Annotated in this window: 15 protein-coding genes; 11 read left to right on the forward strand and 4 right to left on the reverse strand. The window is 54.5% G+C overall.

Annotated features, from left to right (window positions below):
• Positions 1 to 132: 132 nt before the first annotated feature.
• On the reverse strand, positions 133 to 324 hold the full coding sequence (locus ATY27_RS08295; protein ID WP_208933135.1) for a DUF6435 family protein: 192 nt from the start codon (positions 322 to 324) through the stop codon (positions 133 to 135).
• A 200-nt stretch (positions 325 to 524) separates the two neighbouring features.
• The gene (locus ATY27_RS08300; protein ID WP_208933136.1) at positions 525 to 3,464 is read right to left on the reverse strand and encodes a TonB-dependent receptor; all 2,940 of its coding nucleotides are present in this window, start codon (positions 3,462 to 3,464) and stop codon (positions 525 to 527) included.
• 293 nt (positions 3,465 to 3,757) lie between these two features.
• On the opposite strand from ATY27_RS08300, the gene ATY27_RS08305 reads away from it, so the two are divergent.
• From ATY27_RS08305 to ATY27_RS08355, 11 genes are all read left to right on the forward strand, one after another.
• Positions 3,758 to 5,020: an alanine racemase gene (locus ATY27_RS08305; protein WP_208933137.1), complete on the forward strand. Its 1,263-nt coding sequence runs from the start codon at positions 3,758 to 3,760 to the stop codon at positions 5,018 to 5,020.
• A gap of 52 nt (positions 5,021 to 5,072) precedes the next feature.
• The gene (locus ATY27_RS08310; protein WP_208933138.1) at positions 5,073 to 5,915 is read left to right on the forward strand and encodes a MurR/RpiR family transcriptional regulator; all 843 of its coding nucleotides are present in this window, start codon (positions 5,073 to 5,075) and stop codon (positions 5,913 to 5,915) included.
• Positions 5,916 to 5,938: 23 nt separating this feature from the next.
• Positions 5,939 to 7,408: a D-aminoacylase gene (locus ATY27_RS08315; protein WP_208933139.1), complete on the forward strand. Its 1,470-nt coding sequence runs from the start codon at positions 5,939 to 5,941 to the stop codon at positions 7,406 to 7,408.
• A gap of 5 nt (positions 7,409 to 7,413) precedes the next feature.
• On the forward strand, positions 7,414 to 7,797 hold the full coding sequence (locus tag ATY27_RS08320; RefSeq protein WP_208933140.1) for a RidA family protein: 384 nt from the start codon (positions 7,414 to 7,416) through the stop codon (positions 7,795 to 7,797).
• 85 nt (positions 7,798 to 7,882) lie between these two features.
• Positions 7,883 to 9,427, forward strand: coding sequence for a sodium:solute symporter family protein (locus ATY27_RS08325; protein ID WP_208933141.1), 1,545 nt, complete (start codon positions 7,883 to 7,885; stop codon positions 9,425 to 9,427).
• Positions 9,427 to 10,395 (forward strand): PfkB family carbohydrate kinase, encoded by a 969-nt coding sequence (locus ATY27_RS08330; protein ID WP_208933142.1) that lies wholly within the window; start codon positions 9,427 to 9,429, stop codon positions 10,393 to 10,395. The genes ATY27_RS08325 and ATY27_RS08330 overlap by 1 nt, the downstream gene beginning before the upstream one ends.
• Positions 10,385 to 12,778 carry a family 20 glycosylhydrolase gene (locus ATY27_RS08335; protein WP_208933143.1) on the forward strand — a complete coding sequence of 798 codons (2,394 nt, stop codon included), beginning with the start codon at positions 10,385 to 10,387 and terminating at the stop codon, positions 12,776 to 12,778. Before ATY27_RS08330 ends, ATY27_RS08335 begins: the two co-directional genes overlap by 11 nt.
• A 121-nt stretch (positions 12,779 to 12,899) precedes the next feature.
• Complete coding sequence (locus ATY27_RS08340) at positions 12,900 to 13,526, forward strand: TetR/AcrR family transcriptional regulator (RefSeq protein ID WP_208933144.1); 627 nt, start codon at positions 12,900 to 12,902, stop codon at positions 13,524 to 13,526.
• A 3-nt stretch (positions 13,527 to 13,529) separates the two neighbouring features.
• Positions 13,530 to 14,648 carry a methyltransferase gene (locus ATY27_RS08345; RefSeq protein ID WP_208933145.1) on the forward strand — a complete coding sequence of 373 codons (1,119 nt, stop codon included), beginning with the start codon at positions 13,530 to 13,532 and terminating at the stop codon, positions 14,646 to 14,648.
• 296 nt (positions 14,649 to 14,944) lie between these two features.
• The gene (locus ATY27_RS08350) at positions 14,945 to 15,814 is read left to right on the forward strand and encodes a tetratricopeptide repeat protein (protein ID WP_208933146.1); all 870 of its coding nucleotides are present in this window, start codon (positions 14,945 to 14,947) and stop codon (positions 15,812 to 15,814) included.
• 32 nt (positions 15,815 to 15,846) lie between these two features.
• Positions 15,847 to 16,779: a tetratricopeptide repeat protein gene (locus ATY27_RS08355; RefSeq protein ID WP_208933147.1), complete on the forward strand. Its 933-nt coding sequence runs from the start codon at positions 15,847 to 15,849 to the stop codon at positions 16,777 to 16,779.
• A 10-nt stretch (positions 16,780 to 16,789) separates the two neighbouring features.
• Here ATY27_RS08355 and ATY27_RS08360 read toward each other — a convergent pair whose 3' ends face one another.
• On the reverse strand, positions 16,790 to 18,709 hold the full coding sequence (locus tag ATY27_RS08360) for an ATP-binding protein (RefSeq protein ID WP_208933148.1): 1,920 nt from the start codon (positions 18,707 to 18,709) through the stop codon (positions 16,790 to 16,792).
• Positions 18,710 to 18,723: 14 nt separating this feature from the next.
• Positions 18,724 to 19,215 (reverse strand): cache domain-containing protein, encoded by a 492-nt coding sequence (locus tag ATY27_RS08365; protein WP_208933149.1) that lies wholly within the window; start codon positions 19,213 to 19,215, stop codon positions 18,724 to 18,726.
• Positions 19,216 to 19,446: the final 231 nt, after the last annotated feature.

The following is a 19,446-nucleotide window of genomic DNA, read 5'->3' on the forward strand; positions in this document are numbered from 1 at the left end:
CAACTGGCACAAAACTACGTATCAGCCACCACCAGCCACCGAATCAGATACGCTATTTTTCATTCTCACTGAGATGTACAGATAGTGTCATTGGGATCTGTGCAGGCGCCAATGAACTAACAAAGCAATCGGCTAAGCCTGTGGTTCCGACTGTGTGGCTTGTTGCAGTTGTTGATATTGCGCCCACAGTTCTTCGGCTTCTGCGGTTAAATCGGCGAATAACCGCATATCGCCTTTACGTTGTGCCAGCATGGCCTGCTCGGCTTTGGCATCGTATTGCTGGCGCAGTTTTTTCAGCGGGTCGCGCTTAAAGAAATTAAACATAGCTGCTTGTTACCTGAAGTTGGATAGTTCAGTGGTAGCTACGCGGCGCAGGGCCAGATCGGTCAGTTTTAACAATCTTAAATCCGCCAGACATACCGGATACCGCAGTGCTCAGATAGCGAAACATTGCTACTGATAAAAAAAGGGGCCCGAAGGCCCCAAGTACCGCACTCAAACAGGGAGTGGTCCGAATCGCCGGATCAGAAGCGGCTGCGCCAGCCGAGCGTCCAGCGTTTTTCGTAGACGTTTTGGTAAATCACATGGTCGCGCCACTGCGCGTAGTTGTTTTCGAACTCGCCGGTCAGGTTGCTGACCTGCAGGTAGACGCTGCTGTGGTCAAACAGGTCGTAGCTGGCCGATGCGTCGACATACACCGTTGATTGGGTCCAGATTGGCACCACGCCCTTGCCAAGTGGGATCGCCAAAGAATCCAACCGGTCGCTGCGGTAGTTCGCCGCCACACGCAGTTGCAGACCGTCTTTTTCATACCACAGCACCGCATTGCCGGAATTCTCTGAGTTGTCCTGAATTGGCAAAGTCGCGCCATACACATCTTTGTTGGCGCTGTCGGATGGTGCATAGGTGTAGTTCAGTGTGGTACCAAGGCCGCTCCAGACACCTGGCAGGAAATCGAAACTTTGTTGCCAGGTCACTTCGACGCCTTTGACGGTGCCGCCTTTGCCGTTAATTTCGGTGTCAACCGGTACTTCACGTCGTACCACACCGTCGATATCCGGCAGGCCTTTCATCACCTGGCCTTTTTCGATAAAGGAATCGATATTCATCCGGAACAGACCCACGCTGACTAAGCTCGCGCTGTCGTAATACCACTCCAGACCGAGGTTGTAGTTGGTCGAACGCCATGGCTCCAGTAAAGGGTTACCATTCTGGCGACCGCTGACCGCCACCAGTAAATCTGGCGACACGCCATATTCTTTGGCTAACACGTCACCGGCGCGGGTGCGGCCGACTGAGACACCACCGGCCAATTTACTGAAATCCAGATTGGTCATGGTTTTGCCGTAAGCAGCGCGCAGGATCAGCTCATCGCTGAGGTCCAGCCGTAAGTTGGCCGATGGCAACACGGTGTCGTCGTCGCGGTTAATTTGCTCTTCACCGGCTTTAATCGCGGCAGTACAGAGTGAACAGGGCCGCGCGCTACCGACCAGATTCTGCAAAATCTCCAGATCGGTTTTGATGTACTGGGCGCCGATATTGGCCTGATACGGCAGGCTGCCGAGCTCACCGTCTAAATCCAGTTTCAGATAAGCGCTGTGGTCGGTCTGGGTTACGCCGTAACTTTTGGCCGGATCGGACAGCTTTTTATTGCCCGGATACAGCTGGTTTTGTGACGCAAACGGGTTATCCAGCGCTTTGGGGTTAATCAGATAAAAGCTGTCGGAACTTGCCGGGCCAAAACCGTTGACCTGATGCACCCAACCGGCCGGCAGTTCATCAAAATACCAGGCGCGGCCTAAGGTTAAATCTCCCAGCGCGACGTTCGCCACGCCGTCACCGTTGGTGTCACCTAAAGACGCACCTGAGTCTTTCCACATCACGTCTGCAGACAAGTTGCCGGTTTTAAATGGTGCGACCAGGATAAATGTGTCGCGCTCAACATCACGTTTAGCGGTGCGCAGGCCAAAAGACACCGACTGAATATCACCCAGTTCAAAGGCATATTTGCCGTCAGCGCGCAGCACGTCGAGCGTAGCTTCTTCGTGGAAGTTATTTTCAGAGTAGGTCGAGACTAAATTGGTGCGTTTGATGTCCTGGGCAAAGCCTTGCGGGTAACTCAAGCGGATATATTTGCCACCGCGGCTGAACTGGACCGGAATATCGGCCGGGCCATAACCGCGTGGGTTGACGGGCTCGACGCCGTTGCCAACGTTACGCATCAGGCCATGTTGCGCGCCGCTGGTGACATAAGCATGCGCGACGTTTTCGGTATGATCACGGCTGGCGTCGCCGCGTAAATAGCGCACCGAACCGGAAAAGTTGTCTTTGTTATCAAAGTCGAGCTGCAGATTGATATTGGTCGATTCGCGATCGTTGGTCAGACTTTCAGAATAAGCACTGACACGGCGCACCTGATACAGCGCTTCGCTGACGGTGTAAATGTTGCCGCCAAGCGGACCGTCGGCGCGCGGGATAAATTGGTCAGAATAAGCCCAGTTATTGCCGCGCGCGCTGTCGACCATCAGGCCTTGCTTGCGGTCGGCGTCGTCCATCTGGGTGTGAAACAGATCGGCAGTCAGCGTCAACGTATCGCTCAAGACATACTGTACTGAGGCATTAGCGCCGATGCGATCGCGCTCGGTGGTGCGGTCCATCACGCCGTAATAACGCTGGGTAAAAAAAGTATCGTTATTGTCTTTGTCGCCGTTGAAGTCGCGTTTATCTTTTTCGTTTTCGCCAATCACTTCCATCGCATTGAGGATGGCGCCATTTAAATAGTTGGCGAGATTGTTCTGGTCATAAGACAGCGTCATCACGGCGGCAAATTTTTCATCGTCGGATTTATAACCGCCAAATAACGACACTTTGCCGTCGTTTTCTTTCGATAAGCTGCCGCGGGTCAATTCGGTGTTAAAGGCAAAAGTGCTGCCGGGTTTTAAGTCCAAAGGCCGCCAGGTTTTTAAATCCAGTGTGCCGGAAATGCCGCCGGATAACACATTGGCCATCGGTGATTTCAGTACGTCGATACCGGCGATCAGCGCCGACGGGATGTCGGTAAAATCCGGCTGCACTGTGGTTAAGGAGCCGGCGGATAAAAATTGTTCGCCGTTCAGCAGCGTAGTGACTTGCGGCATACCGCGCACGTTGACCGTTGAGCCTTCACCGGCGGAGCGGCGGATCTGCACGCCGGGAATGCGCTGCAGCGTGTCCGTGATAGTGACATCCGGTAGCTTGCCTAAATCTTCGGCGGTGATAGTGTCGACCACCTGTTCACTGAATCTTTTGTTATTCAGGTTTTGTTTGTTACTGGCGGCAATACCGCGGATCTCGAGACGTTCGACTTCCTGTTCAGCGGTTTTGGCCGTCGCTGCTTGCTGTGTGGTTTGGGCCTGTGCTGTTGCGCTCAGCAGCATCGCCACGGACATGGCCAGCAGGCTGATGCGAAATTGTGGGTGTGACATGTTGTTCCTCTGCAATAACTTGTTGTTTTCACCTTTGATGTGCAGGTCGCGCTGGCCTTATTTCCGGGTGAAATCCGCCGGAATGGCCGGCGTCGCCCGCCGTTTTTGAGTGCGGTGAAACCATGCAAAATCCATTTATGTTATTAAATAACTTTTATAATCACTATTGCTTGTTATGTTTTAACACGATATTTTAATGTAACACAACGATTATTTTTACAGCGGGATCTGGTGGTGTTTTGGCCGGTAGCGGCGGGATTAACAAGCCGGGCTGTAAAAAGAGGAATGCTGAAGTGACTGATTTAGCTAACGTTTCAATAGACGGTTTGGCGCAAACCGGAAAAGGATTAGGTGACTGGGCGCAATTCGGGCAACAGGGCTGGTCCTTGCTGGACGGTGATCTGTGCCTGCCGGTTGCGACGCTGAACTGGCCGGCCTTACAGCGCAACTTAGCCTGGATGGCCAGATTCGCCACACAAAGTCAGGCCTTGCTGGCGCCGCATGGCAAAACCGCGATGACACCGGAATTATTCCGCGCGCAGCAGGCCGCCGGCGCCTGGGGCATGACGCTGGCGACAGTGCCACAAGTGCAAAGTGCGGCCCGCGCTGGTCTGCAGCGTATTCTGTTGGCCAATCCGTTGGTTGGCCGTACCGAACAACGTCAGGTGGCAGCACTAATCGCGGCAGGGCTGGAGTTTTATTGTCTGGTTGATGATGCGGCGCAGTTGCCTACGCTGCAGCAGTGTATGGCCGATGCCGGCGTTCGCCTGAATCTGTTATTGGAACTGGGGGTGCCCGGCGGGCGTTGTGGCGTACGCGGGGAGGCTGCGGCGCTGAAGCTGGCCGCGCAAATCCGTCACTATCCGGCGCTGCAGCTCTGTGGTGTCGAGTTTTACGAAGGCATGGTGAAAGGGGATGAAACCGCGCTGCGCCAATTTATCCGCGATTGTTATCAGACCACGTTGGCGCTGCACCAAGCCGGCTGGTTACAACCAACACCGACCGGCCAACTGCTGGTCAGTGGTGCCGGGTCGGCCAATTATGATCTGGTCGCCGACGAGTTTCAGCAAAGTACATTAAGCCAGCAGGGGTTTGCGCTGGTGCTGCGCCCCGGTTGTTATGCTTTGCACGACAGCGGTATTTACCAGGACGCACAGCTACAGGTGCTGGCGCGCAGTCCGCAGGCCTGCCTGGTGCCGGGCGCACTGGAAGACGCGCTGCAGCTGTGGGGCTATGTATTGTCGCGGCCTGAACCTGGCCTTGCGATCATTGGTCTTGGTAAACGCGATGTCGCTTTTGACGCCGGTTTGCCGCAGCCGCAACTGTGGTATCGCAGGGGGATGACGGCCCCGGTTGCGGTGGGGCCGGGCTGGTTGGCCAGCAAAATTATGGACCAGCATCTGCAGCTGCAGCTCCCGGCTGACACAGATTTGGTCGTTGGTGATATGCTGGCTTTTTCTGCATCACACCCTTGTCTGACACTGGATAAATGGCGGCAACTGGCGGTATTGGATGCAGATTTTGTCGTGCGCCGTGTGCTGGCGACCGAGTTTTAATCAGCAGATATAACGCCTGCACCAGGCCAAAGGATTTTACCCTGTGGATATTGTGTCAAGAATTCATGAATGCCTGGCCCACTTAAGGCCATCTGAGCAGAAAGTCGCGCGGTTTATCCTGCACGACCTGAATTATGCGGCCAATGCGCCTATCAATGATCTGGCCGACAAAGCTGGTGTCAGCCACGCCAGTATCACCCGGCTGGCGCGCGCGCTGCAGTGCACCAACGTGCGCGAGCTGAAATTACGGCTGGCGCAGTCGGCGGCGATTGGTGAGCGCTTTATCAACGAAAAACCGGTTGAGCAAAAAGACATCCCGGCAATTTACAGCGCCATCATCGACATTCTACAGCTCAATAGTGGTCTGATCCGGCCGGAAGTGACAGATGCCGCAGCACAGCTGATGATTGCCGCGCCAAAGGTGCTGATTTTTGGCGTTGGTGGCGGCAGCTCTGTGCTGGCACAGGAAGTTCATAACCGGTTATTCCGGCTTTGTGTGCCAAGCAATGCTTATTCAGATCCACTGATGATGCGGATGACGGCGGCCAGCGTCGACAAAGGCGATGTGGTGTTGTGTTTGTCGTTAAGTGGTTACAGCCCCGATGTCGAAGCGGCGGTGCAAATTGCCAAAGATTATGGCAGCCAGGTGATTGCGATTTGCCCGGATAGCCGTTTGTCCGCGCTGGCGGATATTCACCTGCCAATTATGACGCAAGAATCTGATTTCATTTATAAACCCAGTGCTTCACGTTATGTGATGCTGGCGGCGATCGACATTTTGGTCAGCCAGGTAGCCGTGCTGAATCAGCGTAAATCGCGCGAGAAACTGCGCCGGATCAAACATGAGCTGGACGAACATCGTCAGGGGCCAGAGCGCCTGCCGTTAGGGGATTAACAGTGCAACATGCCGGGAGCGACATGCCGTATCAATTTGATCTGCTGATCCGTGGCGCCATGCTGCTCGATGGCAGTGGCCGGCCGGGCTGGCAGGCCGATTTGGCCGTAGCGGCCGGTAAAATCGCCGCCATCGGCGATTTATCTGCACCGGACGTACGGGCCGCCACAGTGCTGGATGCGCATGGTTTGGTGCTGGCGCCGGGTTTTATTGACGTGCATACCCATGACGATCTGGAAGTGCTGCGTAATCCGCAACTGCTGGCGAAACTCAGTCAGGGCGTCACCACAGTGATCACCGGCAACTGTGGTATCAGTGCCGCACCGGTGACGCTGCGCTCCACCACAGTACCGGATCCGATGAATCTGCTCGGCCAAAGTGCCGATTTCAGTTATCCCGCTTTTGCCGACTATGCCGCTGCTGTTGATGCCGCGCAGCCGGCGGTGAATGTGGCGGCGTTGGTCGGCCATACGGCGCTCAGAGCCAGCACCATGGATCGGCTTGACCGTGCGGCAACGCCGGCCGAAATCAGCCAGATGCGTGCCATGTTGGAAGCGGCGCTGGCGCAAGGTGCTTTGGGTTTAAGTTCGGGCCTGGCTTATCACAACGCCAGTCAGGCGCCGGCGGCGGAATTATTGGCATTGGCGGCGCCGCTCTCGGCTGCCGGTGCGATTTACACCACGCATTTACGCACCGAATTTGACGGTATTCTCGACGCGCTGACTGAAGCGGCCGATTTAGGTCAGGCGCTGCAAGTGCCGGTGGTCGTGTCGCATTTAAAATGCGCCGGCGTGGCGAATTGGGGCCGTTCTGCCGAAGTACTCGACTTTTTTGCGGCCAGACGGCAACAGCAAGCATTCAGCTGCGACTGTTATCCGTATTCGGCCAGTTCCAGCACATTGGATCTGGCGCAGGTCACCGGCGATTTCGACATTTTCATTACCTGGTCTGAGCCGGAGCCAACGATGGCCGGGCGTTTATTGGCCGACATTGCCGCCGACTGGCACTGCAGCCTGGTGGAAGCCGCAAGCCGGTTGATGCCGGCCGGTGCGGTTTACCACGGTATGAATGAAACCGATGTGCAGCGGTTTCTGCAGGCACCTTTTAGCATGATTGGCTCCGATGGTTTGCCTTGTGATCCGCAGCCACATCCACGGCTGTGGGGCGCTTTTCCGCGGGTGCTGGGCCATTATTGCCGCGATCTGCAACTGTTTGGCCTGCCTGAAGCTGTGCATAAAATGACAGCGTTGTCAGCGACGAATTTTAATCTGGCTGGCAGGGGGTTGCTGCAGGAAGGGTATCAGGCTGATTTGGTGTTATTTGACCCGGCACTGGTGCGTGACACTGCCACTTTCACCAGCCCGGTGGCCTGTGCCGCTGGGATTCAGGCAGTCTGGGTCAATGGTGTGCTCAGTTATCAGCAGGGGGCGGCGACCGGTGTTCGGGCCGGCCGTTTCCTGCCGCGTTTATCTTCCAACAATGTACAGGAGTAATACCCATGATCCGCAGATTTGGCGCTGAAGGCGGCACCGGCACCGGTGGTCAGTTTTTACCTTTTTCCCGCGCGGTGGAAGCCGGCGGCTGGTTGTACGTGTCCGGCCAGACGCCGATGAAAGATGGCGAAGTGGTCGAAGGCGGCATTGTTGAACAGTCGCGACTGGCGATCCAGAACTGTCTCGACATCATGCAGGAAGCTGGTTATGGCCTGGAGCATGTGGTGCACGTCACTGTGGTGCTGACCGATCCGCGTTATTTCGGCTCCTTCAACAAAGTGTTCCGCGAAGTGTTTGGCGCCCATCCGCCGGCCCGCATCTGCGCCGTGGCCGATCTGGTGGTGGATTGCAAAGTCGAAGTCGACGTCACCTGCTACAAAGGCAGTTGATCACGCAGCAAAGCAAGGCGGCCACAGAGCCGCCAGTCTGTGTGGCTGAATATCAGCGCGACAGCGCAACAGGGAATAAGATTTCATGCAACAAACAATGCAACAAACAGAGCAGCAATGGCTGTTTCTGGCGGGTTTTGCCGTCTATCTGCTGGCGATGATTGCACTTGGCTGGTGGGTATCGCGTCGCCAGCATGGCGATGCACAGCAAAGTGGTGAAGATTTTTTACTCGGTGGCCGTGCGCTGCCATTCTGGCTGATGCTCGGCACCACAGTGGCGACTATGGTGGGTACCGGCTCGTCGATGGGCGCGGTCGGTTATGCCTATCAGCATGGCTGGGGTGGCGTGTTATATGGCCTCGGCGGCGGTATCGGCATTTTATTGCTGGCCTGGTGGTTCGCGCCGCTGCGACGCTTTAATTTTCTGACGATGGCGGAAGAGCTGAGTTATTACACCGGCGCGGATAAACAGGTGCGCCATGTCGTTGGCGTGCTGATTTTTATTGCCTGTATTGGCTGGCTTGGCGCACACATTCTCGGCGGCAGTATGTATCTGGCCTGGTTAACCGGCCTCAGTTTAACCGAGAGTAAGTTATTAATTGCCGCCGGATTTGCCATTTATGTGGTGATTGGCGGTTATACCGCAGTGGTCTGGACTGATGCCATTCAGGCATTGATCCTGTTCTGCGGCTTTGTGCTGATGGCCGGGTTTGCCTTGGTGGCGGTCGGTGGTGTTGATGCGATTGAGGCGCAAGCCAGTGTACTGTCGGCGCGGCAGAGTGCAGCGCAGGCCAGCAGCTGGTTACCGGGTTTGTCGTTGGCGGTGGCTGTGGCCATCGGCGTGCTGGCGACACCGAGTTTTCGCCAGCGTATTTACTCCGGCAAAGATGTCAGCGCGATCCGCAAGTCCTTTGTCTGGTCTGGCGTACTTTATCTGTTTTTCTCATTGATCCCGGCCGTATTGGGCCTCGCAGCGCTGCAACTGGCGCCGGCGCTGGATAATCCGTCTTATGCGTTCCCGTTTCTGGCGCTGAATACCTTGCCGCTGGCGCTTGGGGTGTTGGTGCTGCTGGCCGGTATTTCGGCGACTTTATCCAGCGCCAGTTCAGATGCGATCGCCGGCGTGTCGGTATTAGTCGGCGATTTGTACAAAGTGGTGTGTGGCCGTTTGCCACCACCGGAACAAGTGGTGTTGTTGTCGCGTTTTGGCCTGGTAGCTGTGGTCGCGCTGGCGCTTGGTTTTGCTCTGCTGGCCGACAATATCATCGGCTATATCACGACGATGGTCGGCATGGTGTTATCGGGTTTATTTGCCGTGGCGGTATTGGGGCTGCGCTGGACCCGGCTGAATAAAACCGGCGCACTGGCGGCGCTTGTGATGGCGCCGCTGGTGTCGTTGACAGTGTTGTGGTGGCCGGGCGCGCAGGCATTCTGGGGGAATCCGGTGATCCCGGCAACGTTGCTGAGTCTGCTGGCCGCGATTGTCGGCAGTCTGCTGACGAAACCAGTGGCGATCAGTCGCAGTGAAGCGCTGGTGCTGCTGGCGGCCGGGCGGGTCACAGATCAGTCGGCGATTACCGCTCAGACAACCGCTACCTACCCGTCTGCCACACAGGCGGAGGTGCGCTGATGCGGATTGGTTTTTTCGGTGAAGTGATGCGTGAACACCGGGCTGATGGTCTGGGTTATGGTTTTGGCGGCGACACATTCAATACCGCGTTGTATTTGCACCGGTTCAGCCGGCAAACCGGCGCCGATCTGGTCGTGCAGTATTTCACCATGCTGGGGCAAGACGACGCCAGCGATCAGTTGGCCACAACGCTGACGGCGGAAGGGTTGTCGCTGCGGGTTGGCCGTCATCCGGATAAAACGCTGGGCCAGTACTGGATTGATATCGATGCCGCCGGTGAGCGCAGTTTCCGTTATCAGCGTGACGACAGTGCGGTACGGCAGTACTTTTGCAGAGCCACAACGGAATTGGAGCAGGCGCTGGCGGACGGTAGCCTGGATGCGCTGTATCTCAGTGGCATCAGTATGGCGATCCTCGCCGAGCCAGATCGGATGCGGCTGTACAGCACTGTGGCGGGCTTTGTCCGTCGGGGTGGCAAGCTGATCTTTGATAATAATTTCCGGCCCTTGTTGTGGGCCAATACCACCGCATCACGCTGGCAACAACTGCTGTTACCGCTGTGTGCGCTGGCGCTGCTTACCGACAGTGACGAGCGGCTGATTTGGCAAAAACCCAGCGCCGGTGCTGCCGCTTTAGTCGACGCGGCGTTGCAGGCCGGCGCGCGTACTGTGGTGCTGAAATGCGGTCCGGCGCCATGCTGGATTGGGCAGGGCACCACCAGACTGCAGGTTTCTGCCCAACCAGTGCCACAAGTTGTCGACAGCAGTGGTGCCGGTGATGCGTTCGCTGCCGGTTTTTTAGCGCGTTTTTTGTCTGAACCTGCTGCACTGACTGATGCCGCGCTGGCTCATTCGGCAAGGTCAGGACATCAATTAGCCGCTGCGGTGGTGCAGCAACATGGCGCGATTATCGATCCGGCATTGATGCCATTGTTGTCGCGGCAGATGGAGGTTTCCGATGCGGTCTAAGTTTCTGCTGTTGGGTTGTTTAGCGATTAGCTGTGCTGCGCGCGCTGAGTTGCCAGTACTGATGCCGCAGCCGGCGCAGCTGCAAGGCACTGGTACCCTGGTGCCAATACCAAAGTCATTGGGGGTTGCTGTTGAAGGCCCGGATGTTTCCCGGCATAGCGCTGCGCTGCAGTTACTGGCACAGTTTCAGCCACAATTACAGCTCCGTCAGGTTGCGCCGGCCCAGGCACAATTGCAGATCCGGGTGCGTCAGGCTATTGATCTGCCGGGCCCGGACGATGATGAAAGTTATCAGCTCGACATCAACCAAGCGCGTATCAGCTTAAACGCCAACACCAGCACTGGTGTGTTATACGGCCTGATGACGCTGAGTCAGCTGATCCGTTGCGACCATAGTGCCACAGCAAATACCAGCAGCTGCACAGTGCCGGCGGTGACCATTAAAGACCAACCACGTTTTCGTTGGCGCGGCTTGTTACTCGACAGCGCGCGGCGTTTTATTCCGCTGGCGGATATCCGTCGCACGCTCGATGGCATGGCTGCCGCCAAACTGAATGTGCTGCACTGGCATTTAACCGATGATCAGGGTTGGCGCATCGAATCGAAGGCTTATCCTAAACTGCACCAATTGGCCAGTCAGGGTCAGTTTTATACTCAGGCTGAAGTGCAGGAACTCGTCGTTTATGCCGCCGCCCGTGGTATCCGCGTGGTGCCTGAACTGGATTTGCCCGGCCATGCGTCAGCCATTGGTATGGCCTACCCGGAATTGCTGGCCTGGCCCGATGCGGTGCTGGACCAGCAGGGATTAATGCCTTTGCCGGCGGAGCGGAGTTTTGGCGTGTTCGCACCGGTATTAGATATCAGCAGTGCGGCGACCTGGCAGTTTATTCAGGCGTTAGTGGCCGAGTGGCGCCAGTTGTTTCCCGATCCTTATCTGCACATCGGTGGCGATGAAGTCAAAGCCGATCACTGGCTGGCGAACAATAAAATTCAGCGTCTGATGCAGCAACAGCAGCTCGCCGATGGCCACGCCCTGCAGGCGTATTTTAATCAGCAGCTGGCGCAATTGTTACAGCAACAACAGCGGCGGATGATCGGCTGGGATGAAACGCTGCATCCGGCATTGCCACAAACTACGCTGGTGCAAAGCTGGCAAGGTCAGGATGCTTTGGGTGCCGCCGTGCGTGCCGGCCATCCGGCGTTATTGTCAGCTGGTTTTTATCTGGATATGCCGCAGCCGGCGGCCTATCACTGGCAAAATGACCCGCTCTTGGTCACCGCGCCTTTGCCTGTGCTGACTGATATGAAGCAGCAGATGCAGTTTGGCTATCGCTTGCAGCGGCTAAACGGCAAGGCGGTGACCGGCACTGTGCGGTTATATCAGACCAAAAACGGCCAATGGCAGGGCAGTCTCGCAGCCACGGGCCGTGGTGTGGTGCCGGCCCAAGTGCGGGTCTGGCCGGTAACGCCAGGTGATACCGCGCTACAGGTGCGCGTCGATGCCGCCAATTATCTCGGACCGGTACAACTGCGCTTCATATTACAGAGTGGCAAGCCGGCACAAGCGCTGGCGCTGATTGGCAATCACAGTTATCCGCTGGACCTTGGCGCTGAGCTTTATCAGCCAGTCGCCGCCACGCCCGCGCTGACCCCTGCCCAGCAAAAACTGCTGTGGGGCGGTGAAGCCGCACTTTGGACTGAACTGGTGTCGGCTGAATTGCTCGATAACAAATTATGGCCGCGGCTGTTTGTTGTGGCTGAGCGCTTCTGGTCACCGGCTGGATCGCAGCATATTGCTGCTTTACCAACTCGTTTGCAGCAGATAGACGATTATGCGCAGCAGATTGGCTTGTTACACCGGCAGCAGGCGCAGGCCAGCTTGCAACAATGGGCGGCACGCGAACTGGCTGGTGTGTCCGGTGCGCTGACTGCTCCGCAGCGTCAGGCATTGCAGGACTTCAGCCAATATCTGCAGCCGCTGCATTATTATGGTCGTCATCATTTAAAAACGGCTGCTGGCCGTTATCACCTGGATGAACCATTAAACCAGCTCGCCGATGCGTTGCTGCTGGAGCCGCCGGCGTTATTGATGCTGCAACAAGGTTTTGCGGACGCGCCGGCCTGTTTGTTACCCAAAGACTGGCCGGTGTGGCAGCAAGCGTTTATCCGGCAGCAACAACAGTTAGCTGGTATCGCCATAGCCGCGCCGGAATTACAGCGCTTGCTCGCACAGCAGCGCCAGTTCAGTCAGATCATCAGTGCGAAGATTTCATCCACTGACAAGGCAAGCCAGTTGCTCAAGCTGTTGCAACCGGCCGGTGAAGCAGTGTTTGCGCCGGCAACCGCCGCGCTGGACTGGGCCGATCGCTGTGCCCAACAGTGAATTTGGCTCAAACTGATATGGTCGCACTGATTCAATCAACTGCGTCAAACTGATTGACGAAAACGCTTGGGGGAAAAGTTGTTGCGCTGATAGCCTAATCTCACACCATGAGGACTATGCAATGACAACTTTAACGACTGACAATTCGGTGCGTGCGCGGTTATTACTGGCGGCGCAGCAGTGCTTTTTGTCTGACGATTATCATCAGGTCAGTACACGCCAGATTGCCGAACTTGCCAATGCCAATGTATCTATGATTCGTTACTATTTTGGTAACAAAGAGGGTTTGTACGAAGAAATGATTCGTGAAACTCTGTCACCGCTGTTGAATGCATTAGACGGCCCCCTGCTCGAAACCACCGGGGGATTTAGTGACTATCTGAAGCTTTATTATGAAACCATGAATGAAAAGCCTGAGTTTCCCAAACTGATCCTCAAAGTGCTGGCGCTGAATCAAGGGCCGGGACGGCGCTTTATCCAACAATTGCTGGAAAGAGGGCGCAGTAAAGGAGCCCGGCGAGTCGGGGAGTTAAAAGCCTCAGCACAGATCGCAACAGATATTGACCCGGATTTTCTGCGGCTGGCTTTTGTCAGTCTGGCAATGACGCCAGTCCTGCTGAAAAATATTTTTGAAGAACAAATGGCTCGTCCGATGGACACTGAGTTTTTCCGCCAGTTGGCCCTCTTTAATGGTCAGTTGTTTGCCGCTGGCCTGAGTGGCGGCTTGCCACGCAAGCAAGGAGCATGACCGATGAGTTTTCAGATCAACGCTGGTGCAGTGCGCCGATATAATAAAGTAATGCGTTTTGGTGCCTGGTTGCAGCGCTTACCATTAAGGATGATCCCAGCGCCTGTTCGTCTGATTCAGGTTGGTTCAGCTTTTTGGCAATCTCGGGCACTCTATGTTGCAACAAGGCTGGATATCGCAGCAGTACTGGCAGACGATTGCCTGGATGCCGATGAAATTGCAGCCAGAGTGCATTGTGATCCGGATTCAGTTGCGCGTTTACTGAGATTTCTGTCTGCACTTGGCATTTTTGCGGAGTCGGCAGGCCGGCGCTTTCGAAACAATTTGGTTTCCGCTCATTTACGGCGTGACCATCCACAGTCTGTGCGGGCCATGATTTTAATGCACAACAGTGAAATGATGAGCCGGCCATGGTTTGAACAGCTTGAACAAGGCATACGCGAGGGCAAAGCGCCTTTTGAGTTAAGCCACGGTGCGACTTTATTCGAGCAACTGAATGAACAGCCAGACTTTGATCAGTTATTTTCTGCAGCGATGGATTGTGTGGAAAGTCTCACTGGTGACGCTTTTGCAACCGATTTTGACTGGAGCCGTTTCCGCCGGGTGATCGATTTAGGCGGTTCGCGTGGCAGTAAATCATATGCCATTTTGCAGCGTCACGCAGGGGTGGAAGCCTTGGTGGTTGACCGGCCAGCAGTGATCGCCGAAGCCCGGCGCTATTGGCATGACCGACCCGAAACGAAAAATGACCGACTGCAATTTTTAGCTGGGAACATTTTGCAGCAGATACCTTCAGCTCGGGATGAGCAGGATGTGTTTTTATTATCTGCAGTGTTACATGGAATGGATGACAGTACGGCGATACAGGTTCTGCGTCAGGTCGCAACCGCTTGTGGTACTACAGGAGCAAAAATTGCGATATTGGAATTGGTGCTTGCTGATACCGCTGTTGATGCTGCCAGTGCGTCTTTTGACATGCAAATGCTGATGGGGACAAGAGGGCGCGAACGCACCGGGAGTGAATGGCTCAGGCTGTTTTCACAATGTGGTTTAGTCAGAGAAGAATTAGTGCAGTTACGCTCATTTGCCAGCATTCAGGTGTTAACACCAAGCTGGGGTTAACCTGTAATGGCGGCATATCCCGATAGATATGGCGTGGTGACGACCGCTTCGCCATAGCCAGCCGGTGGTTCTGATAAGACCCCATATTTTCTGTGTAAACAGCAGAGTGGCAGCAAATGGCAACTACGTTTACATTGTGATTTGCGCGAATTTGCTCAACGCACCGATTGACCAGATCGCAACTGCGGGGTACAACAACTGAAAATGTTGTTTAGTAGTTGTACATGTATAGATTAGGCTTGTTGTGCTGTTGCTTTGTCTGGTTGCTACCTGCGGTTGTCAACGCGGTCGAGCATATGAATGATCACGAAGCATTTTGCCGACAGGATCCGGCGACAGCTTGTCTGGAGCAACTCCAACAGGCTCTGGCGCAGTCGGAAGCGTTTTCGGTGCGCTGGTATCAGCTGAAATCCTATCAGCTGGATTATTTTTTTGATAAACATCTGGAAGATGATCTGGCGACACAAACGACCCAGCTGCTGCAGCTGGAAGCTGTGCCCGCCGTCTTTCGCACCCAGTTGTATTTTTATCAGGCGAAAATTCTGCATGCCAAAGGCCAGCGGATTCAGGCGCTGCACTATGCCGATTTAGCCGCCAACGATTTAGAACAACTGTTTCAGGCCTTTGCTGATCCGCTGCGATTGGTCGAACTGGCCAATCTGCATTCGGTGATGGGGGAACAGGCGCAAGCCTGGCAGTTGCTGGTGCTGGCCGACAGTCGTTATAGCAAAAGCAAAGACCCGGTTTTTTGGTTCGAACTGAATACTAATAAGGCTTTAGTGCAACAGGCCAACGGCCGGCTGGCTGATGCGGCTTATTCACGCAAATTGGCGCTGGACGCGATCAAACCGACCGGTGATGCAGGCAAAATCAGTGTCGCATCCGGTAATCTGGGCCGCACTTATCAATTGTTGGGTCAATACGGTTTGGCGCTGCATTATTATCAGCAGTCGTTGCAGATAATGTTGCCGGGTGCGGACGACGTGCGCCGGCAGCTGCATTTATTACGCTCGGCGCAGCTGCATTGCCAACTGCAGCAGTATGCCGAGGCCAGACAGGTATTGTCCCGCATCGACACTACATTGCTTGAAACGGTATTCCGGCCGGCTCATAGCCTGTTGCAGCAGCAACTACTACTGCCAGTGCCGCATTGCAGTGCTGATTGACGCTGGAGCTGGACTGAGTTACAACCTGAAGCATGATTAAAGACCTGAAATTCATACTGTTTGTGCTTGGTCTGACCGCGCTGCTGCCTGGTCAACGGCTGCTGGCGGCTGAGCATCTGAGTGATCATGAAGAGTTCTGCCAGACCGAGCCGGCGACCCCTTGCCTGCAGTTATTGCAACGACAACTGGCTGACGTGACGCCGCAGTCGGTACAGTGGTTTAAGCTGACCTCGTATCAGCTGGATTATCTGTACGACAAACATCAGTTTGCCGCTTTGTTACAACAAACCGAACAACTGCTGCAACAACCTGCGTTACCGCCGGTATTTCGTACGCAGCTGTATTTTTACCATGCCAAAATGCTGAAATCCTTTGGCCGGATGACGCAGGCCCGGCATTATGCCGATCTGGCTTCAGCACAACTTTCCGAGATGTATCAGGCTTTTGCCGATCCTTTGCGCATGCTGGAACTGGCAAATTTACAAGCCGTATTTGGCGCGCATGACAAGGCCTGGACGCTGCTGCTGTCGGCGGAGCATCGATTCAGCAAAAGTAAGGATCCGGTGTTTGGTTTTGAACTGAACAGTAATAAGGCGTTGGTGCAGCATGCGAAAGGCCAACTTGAACAGGCCGCCTATTCGCGCAAGCTGGCGCTGGATGCCATTTTACCCAGCGGCCAAAACGGCAAGATAATCGTGGCTTATGGCAATCTGGCCCGCACTTACCAGCTGTTGGGACAATATGGTCTGGCAGCAGATTATTATGAAAAATCATTGCCTTATATGCGTGTCGACGTGGATGCCGTGCAACAGGCAACCCACCTGCTGCGCCTGGCTGAGTTATATGGTCAGTTGCAGGATCGCCAAACCGCGCTGACTTATCTGCAGCAGGTTGATGTGCGGGTGTTAGGTGAGGGTCACAAGGCGTTGTACCAGCAATTAAAGCAGGCGCACCTGGAAGGCTAGCGGTGTTTGCTTATTCAGCGCCGCTTGTTTTGGCCACGTCGCTGCTGCTTTGCGGCGCGACCAGTGGGATGACAATTTTAAATTCGGTACCTTGTCCCGCCACACTTTGCATACTGATCACACCACCTAGTCCTGTCGTCACCAGGTTATAGACGATATGTAAACCAAGGCCCGAACCACCTTGGCCAAGCCGCGTGGTAAAAAACGGGTCAAATACCCGATTTTGATGCTGTGGACTAATGCCGACACCATTGTCACTGAAGCTAATTTCCACTTTATCAGCCGGCAACCGCTGCGTGGTCAGTCGCATTTCGCCGTGCACAGACTCCGGAAACGCATGCAAAATTGCATTGTTGACGAAGTTGGTGATGATCTGCGCCAGCGCACCGGGATAGCCGTCCAGCATAATATTGGCTTCGAACTGGCAGATCAGTTGATGTCGCTTGCGTTTACAGGTGGGCTCCAGCGTCAGCACCACCTCTTCCAGCAGCTGTTGCAGCTCAAAGCTGCGCCTGTGGTCAGTGGCCTGATCTAAAGACACTTGTTTAAAGCTCTGGATTAGTTGTGCCGCGCGATGCAGACTTTTTTCAATAATATCTGAACCTTGCGCTGATTCACTGACAAGCCGGGCTAACACTGAGCGGCGTGGCAGCGGATTGTCCATTTCCTGCTGTAACTCGGAGCAGCGTTCTTTCAACGTACTGGCAACCATCAGGCAATTGCCGATTGGTGTATTCAGCTCGTGGGAAATGCCGGCGACCAGATGGCCCAACGCCGCCATTTTTTCGCTGCGGAACATTTCTTCCTGCATACATTGCAAAGTGGCCAGAGCTTTTTCCAAATCAGCGTTGGCCGTCTTCAGACTGGCTGTGCGTTCCTGCACTTTGTGCTCCAGCCCGGTATTCATGCTGCGGACCTCCAGCTCTGCCTGTCGCAGCATCGATTCTGACTGATGTAGCCTGGTGATATAGCGCCACAGCAGAAAACTGAGCAGCAACACAAACAGCACGGTGCCGGCCGCGATTAAAATCCGCGCTTTACTGCGCTCATAAAAAGGCGCTAACACTTCCTGCTTTTCCCGGGCAAATACCGTGATGATTGGATATAACGCGATTTTGCGGTAAGTGTAATAACGTTCCCGGGTATTGCTCTGGTCGAGAAACTGCCGGTCTTCAAACATGCCTTCGGCCGGGCGCTTTGCCAGATTTTGCAGCAATCGGGTATCGGTGATGCGCTGGCCAACCTGGGCCGAATCTAACGGAAAGCGGACAATAATGACGCCGTCGTTGGTGAACAATGACACCATAGCGCCGCTGTCTTTTGCAACGCGCTGGTACACGCTGCTGAAATAAGACACGCTAATATCGGTACTGATAATGCCAAGGTAATCTCCCTGCGCGCTCTGCACATTCATCGCAATCGGCACGATCAGCTCGGCATCATAAAAGCGCTGGAATGGCTGACCAATAATGGTGGTGGTGTTGGTTGGATCTGCCAATAATGCGGAGATATAAGTCCGGTCATCCGCATCCGTCTGGTAGGCCGGGTAGTCGATGGTATTGACCCAGGCCTGGCGTTGCGGCGTGACAAATTGCAGCGCTTTCATCACTTGGTTAAACGGCTGTGCCTTGGTCAGAATTTCGCGGATAGTCTGATCGGTAATGCGGCCGGACATGCCAGCCTGACGGATTTCATGCACCACAGTCCGCAGACTGTTTTCGGCTTCGCGGATCGTCTGCGTGGCATGTTCATCTAATAATCGCACCGCAATCAGACCATTCTGATACTCAGAAGCCAGCGTCAGTTTTTGATCCTGCCAGATAGCACGGCCGCACTGCGCAATAATCACGATAACGGTCAGGCCACTGAACAGCCATAACCATAAAGTGACAGACGCTGATTTGGACGTGGGGCTGTGCGATTCAGACATGTATTGCTCTTGTTTCAGAGGTAAATCCCAGTGCCAATACAAAAATCAGCATCTTTGACTTTCTCGACATAACCGCGTTTTTTCTGCACTGTTTTCGTGATCGGATGGGGCCAGCGATATTCAACCCAGCCTTTGCCATCTTTGCTGGCAAAACAAGCATCGACCATCAGTTTGATTAAATAAATACCATCGATGTCGCGCATTTCAAGCATCACTTTATTGCGGATCTTTGGGTTTTTTCCATGCACGCGCTGATAACCTTTAGAGTCCAGAGTAAACAGATACATATCGCCATAGGGGTTAATCGCGCTTTTGACATTAAAAGGACTGTCCAGCCGGTTAAATTCGACAATGGATGCTTCAACGCCATGCGTCTGCAAATATTGTTGTGCCAATTGCAGCAATTGTATGGCATCTGTCTCCTGGCTGCTTTCTGTGTCTGCAAAGGCGCCAGGGCACAGGCAAAGCAAAGCGCAAACCATGATGGTAAGTATTTGAGCCCGCAAGACAGCCTCCTGATCACAGGTGTGGTCGACAGCCTGTAGCGTTGCATTCGCTAAATTTGCAGCATAGTCCAGTCTATGCACAGATCCAGCAAAAACAGATCTTTAACCTCGCCAACCTTAAATGGTGCTGAAATAATTATCAAATTGATTTTAAAGTAAAAACCGGCAGGAGCAGAGTGAAGTAAGGTCGCTGCGCGCAAGGTAAGAATGCAGGTTTATTGCAGTGCTTAG

Source organism: Rheinheimera sp. F8, from assembly GCF_001518915.1.